This window comes from Limosilactobacillus alvi (genome assembly GCF_016900115.1).
Classification (GTDB): Bacteria; Bacillota; Bacilli; order Lactobacillales; family Lactobacillaceae; genus Limosilactobacillus; species Limosilactobacillus alvi.
Map to the genome: position 1 here is coordinate 1 of NZ_JACJJQ010000064.1, position 4,643 is coordinate 4,643.

The following is a 4,643-nucleotide window of genomic DNA, read 5'->3' on the forward strand; positions in this document are numbered from 1 at the left end:
GAGGATTAACCCTCTTCTTTAATATATCACTTTTTCCTGATTTTTAAATTCTTATTTAGATCAGGTTTGTTTAGTGTACGCTAATTTTCGATAACTTTTCGCTTGACTAATCGTAGGAAGAAGAGGCCGGGAAGAATCATTTGTTTCTTCCCGACCTCTCGTCTGGATATTTACTTAATTTAAAATCAAAAAACGCCCTGGGAGAAGTGGGCGTTCTTGATAAAAATGAGACAGGTTCTATTCCAGAACACAATTGTATTCTATACCTCATCAGCGACGGTTTAAATATCAATAGCTAATGTAAGAGTTTTATTTATGCTAGCGCTTTTATAAAGTTATCAATCGGTAACAATTCCGGTCTATCAGTTTTTTCATTTCAACTGTTAACTAAAAATAAGTAACTACCTTTGAAAATTGATTAATATCACTTATCGATTTTCGTTTCGCTAGTGGTAGTGGGCTGCTCAACCGGCAAGGTAACCGTAAAGGCAGTTTCATTATCATCAGAAGTAACCGTAACTTCTCCATGGTGGAGATCTACAATACTCTTGACGATCGCTAAGCCCAGGCCCGTTCCCCCGGTCGCTTTAGAGCGAGAAGATTCAACCCGGTAAAATCGTTCAAAAAGGTGGCTTAAAGAATCAGCCGGAATCTTGGTCCCATCGTTTTTAACTTGAATCTGAACTTGATCACCATGCTGATGCGCTTCAATCTTAATATAGCTCGCCCCATTCCCGTACTTTAAAGCATTGGAAACTAGGTTACTAAAGACCCGCCCTAGTTTTTCGGGGTCAGCACTTATTTTTAATGGCTCTGGTTCCGTTATCGAAGTAACTTCAATCCCCCGCTTTTGCCCTTCCAACTCAAAACTAGCACTAACTTGTTCTAGTAATTGCGAAAGATCAACCGTCATAATGTTCACTGGGGCCCCATGTTGCTGGACCTTAGTATATTCAAAGAGGTCTTCCACTAGGTTCTTCATTTGCTTGGACTTTTCGTAAGCAATATGGGCATACTTAACAATTTCTTCTTCAGAATGATACTGCTTGTCTTCAATCAACCGGAGATAACCGATGATTGATGTTAACGGGGTCCGTAAATCATGACTAACATTGGTAATCAATTCATCCTTGGACTTTTCAATTTGTCGTTCATCATTCATTGATTGCACGGCACTATCGACGAGCGCATTGACACTAGTAATCACGTGCTGTTGGTTCCCCTTCAGGCGGAACGGAATCCGATGATCAAGGTGACCCTGGGCAATGTAGTGTAATTCAGCTAGAATGTGATCCATTTGATATTGGTGATACCGCCGCCGGAGTCGCCACCAAACTACCCAGGCATCAATGACAATAAAAATCCCGATCACAATCCGTTGGTAGGACCAGATCTGCGTGTGGTAAGGGCCAAACCAAAGTGATTGTTTAATAATAAAGATCCCACTGGCCAACCCCGGATTCGACTGGATAAAAGTTTGAATAATTACAATTAAGGCCACGTTAATTAGGATTAATAACGCTACCGTTTCAACACCTTCAAAAAAAAGCGCGCCCTTTTCACGCCCAGTTAGTTTTAACATATTTTTCCTCAATGTTTAGTGTGATTCAACTTTGTAACCAACACCCCAAACGGTTTCAATGACCTTTTCACCACCGGTAGCGGCTTCGATCTTATCCCGCAAGTGACTCACGTGAACCATGACAGTCTTGGCCGAAACGACGCTTTCTTGTTGCCAAACCCGTTCAAAAATGTCATCAGCTGAGAAAACCCGGTTTGGGTGGCTCGCCAACAGGTACAAGATCCCAAATTCAAGGGCCGTTAACTGGATTAAGTCTCCCTTGATGGTCTTAACCTCGTGGGAATCCTTGTTAATTTGAAGCGGGCCCACGTTTAAAATGTCGGGCTGGTCATTAGTAACTTGGCCCTGGCTCCGCCGTAGCAAAGACTTCACCCGTGCCATAACCTCCAGTGGATTAAATGGTTTCGTCACATAATCGTCTGCCCCCGAAATCAGGCCTTGGATCTTATCCATATCAGCGGTCTTAGCCGAAAGCATCAAAACTGGAATTGAAGAGTCTTTCCGAATTTGTTTTACAACTTCCATCCCATCCATTTCCGGCATCATAATATCTAAAATCACCAAACCAATATCGGGTGTAGTATTCAACTTGGTCAGGGCATCTTTCCCATTATAGGCCGCAACCGGCTCGTACCCTTCATTCCGAACATAAATTTCCAATAATTGAACAATTTCCTTATCGTCATCAACCACTAAGATTTTCATTAACAGTGCACCCCTTTTTTACGAAATATTCTGTTCCTATTATAACCAGATTTACCCAGCAAACGGTATTAAATGGCTAGGGCTTAAAGAAATGTTAAGGGGCCATTTTGTTTTCCATTCTGAACTAATCTTAGGTTGTTTGCATCTCCGAATGTTGCTTAGCAACGACGGTCAAAAGCCCCGGCCTTCGAAAATAAGTGCAAATAAAGAGACTGACTTGCATTTTTAAGACATCAAGGGGGCTTGCTTTCGACCTGCCCTTACGGAGCTAGTAATAATATGTAGAGAAGCTGAGTAAACTCCCAGCCTCCGTAAGTATGGATACGTAGCCCATGCGATATGCTGGTTACACTTTCCGTACTCCCAAAAATTATTTTACCCCCGTTGGTCTTAAAATCCCAAGAAAATTTAGGAAGATAAGTAGAAAGAATCAATTTTAAGATCTAGATTAAATTATGCTAGCAGGATGCTAGAAGCGTAAGGAAATATTGTGTATAATTGATAGCTTTTAATTAAAGATAGCGTTTAGCCTTGCATTTAGGTATTTTAAGTGAAAACTAGATTAATTCGGGTTATAATATTGGATGCAAGTGAAGGAGTTTGGATTTATCGTTAGCGTGATCCTTCACTCTAGGATTTATTCAAAAAAGTGCCTGAGGGGGCACTTTTTTATTAAAAACAGCGAGAATGGGAAAAAGATAATTTTAAAACCAGCCCCACTGGCATTTTCAAACATTGCTTAGTAGTTATGAGCGGAAATTACTATATTTAACGGGTAAATTCGAACAAAAGATTGATTTGGCAATTTAATCTTCACCCTCCGGATTTAATCAAATAAAGTTAGCGGATCATTTCTGGATAGTGGTCCTCAGATAAAAGTAAATATGTTACCATAGAGAGTGGCGGTAAATGCGATTACCTAATTCTGACGACTTCAATTCGCAAATTTTGGAGGAAATTTTCTTGCAACAGAAAGCACATCAATTTAATCCAGAGAAGCAACGTTGGCTTGAGGTGCTAGGAATCTCAATGCCATTGTGCCTAAGCTACCTGCCGATTGGGGTAGCATGTGGGATTTTACTGCATGCGGCGGGGATGAACTTTGTTTTGACCTTCTTAATCTCAATTATGGTCTTCTCTGGTGGGGCCCAATTTATTTTGGCTTCACTTTTAGTGATTGATGCCCCCATTAGTACGATTTTTATGACTCTGTTCTTCCTAGAGCTACGGTATGCCTTACTAGGGTCTAGTCTTTCAAAGTATTTTCGGACATCATCGCAAAAATTTGTCTTACTTTTTTCAGCATCGATGAACGATGAAAACTATGCCGTTAATTATTTAAAGTTTGCGACCGATAAAAAGTGGACGCCAAAAGATGCTTTGTTAGTTGAACACTATTCCTTGATTTCATGGGCTAGCGGGAACTTAATTGGTGGGTTGATCGGCAGTACCGTTACGATTGACCTTGAAATTGTTGACTTTGCTTTGACGGCACTGTTCATTTACATGATTATCATGCAGATGCGGAGCAACCTTAGTTTAATTATTTGCATTACTTCTGCTATTTTGGCGTTGGTTTTCTTGACCTTAACAAAGAGTACCCTGGGGATCATTATTGCAACCCTAATTGCTTCTTTAGTTGGGTTTATGATTGAAGATCAAGTACGCAAGCATGCAAAGGATCCCAAGAATGCTTGGGTCTTAAGACGATTTATTAGACCAGCGATAACCCGTCACACGGTCGAAGATCGCAAGATGTTAGACGAACGGGCACAAGCCAAGGCAACGAAAACAATGGATAATGGTGAAGAATGATGGATACGGTATTAACTAATCTAACGGTGGCCTCAATTGTTCCAAGTCACCACAATATGACATATCATTTAATTGTCATTGTTGTAGCGGCGGTAGCGGCCTTCTTACCTCGGTACTTTCCAATGCGATTCTTTACCAATCGGAAAATTCCGGAATGGTTTAACGAATGGATGAAGTATGTGCCGGTAAGTTTATTTACCGCGCTGGTGGTTAAAGCCCTCTTTGTTGATGGTAAGTATCATTATTTCTTTGATCATGTTACTTTAATGGGGTCACATATGGTGATTTTTGGACACTTAAGTTACTTGATTGCAGCAGTCTTTGTAGCAATCGTGGCTTATTTTACCCGTTCAATGCTATCATCAGTGATAGTTGGCTTAATTACGGTATGGCTGTTAACGTTTATTCTATAAATAAAATTTAATTTTCAAATATAGAAAGGCCGGGGAAAACGCTTGTTTTTTGGCTCTTCGTCAACTGGTACTGATAGAATTTTTAAGGCTAAATTGGTCTAGTTTAGGCTGCCCAACGTGGGTGGCCT

At 40.5% G+C, this 4,643-nt stretch carries 4 protein-coding genes; 2 read left to right on the plus strand and 2 right to left on the minus strand.

Annotated elements, in window-relative coordinates:
- Positions 1 to 424 precede the first annotated feature (424 nt).
- Positions 425 to 1,582 (minus strand): sensor histidine kinase, encoded by a 1,158-nt coding sequence (locus H5993_RS08850; protein ID WP_204777085.1) that lies wholly within the window; start codon positions 1,580 to 1,582, stop codon positions 425 to 427.
- A gap of 15 nt (positions 1,583 to 1,597) precedes the next feature.
- Positions 1,598 to 2,287 carry a response regulator transcription factor CroR gene (gene croR, locus H5993_RS08855; protein WP_180871301.1) on the minus strand — a complete coding sequence of 230 codons (690 nt, stop codon included), beginning with the start codon at positions 2,285 to 2,287 and terminating at the stop codon, positions 1,598 to 1,600.
- Positions 2,288 to 3,316: 1,029 nt separating this feature from the next.
- On the opposite strand from croR, the gene H5993_RS08860 reads away from it, so the two are divergent.
- Entirely contained in the window at positions 3,317 to 4,102 is a 786-nt protein-coding gene (locus H5993_RS08860; protein WP_239458066.1) for an AzlC family ABC transporter permease, read from the plus strand.
- Positions 4,102 to 4,515 carry an AzlD domain-containing protein gene (locus H5993_RS08865; protein ID WP_204777086.1) on the plus strand — a complete coding sequence of 138 codons (414 nt, stop codon included), beginning with the start codon at positions 4,102 to 4,104 and terminating at the stop codon, positions 4,513 to 4,515. The genes H5993_RS08860 and H5993_RS08865 overlap by 1 nt, the downstream gene beginning before the upstream one ends.
- The last annotated feature ends 128 nt before the right edge of the window (positions 4,516 to 4,643 follow it).

Coding starts and splice junctions, on each gene's coding strand:
- H5993_RS08860 (WP_239458066.1), top strand. CDS start 3,317: ATGCCATTGTGCCTAAGCTACCTGCCGATTGGGGTAGCATGTGGGATT.
- croR (WP_180871301.1), bottom strand. CDS start 2,287: ATGAAAATCTTAGTGGTTGATGACGATAAGGAAATTGTTCAATTATTG.
- H5993_RS08865 (WP_204777086.1), top strand. CDS start 4,102: ATGGATACGGTATTAACTAATCTAACGGTGGCCTCAATTGTTCCAAGT.
- H5993_RS08850 (WP_204777085.1), bottom strand. CDS start 1,582: ATGTTAAAACTAACTGGGCGTGAAAAGGGCGCGCTTTTTTTTGAAGGT.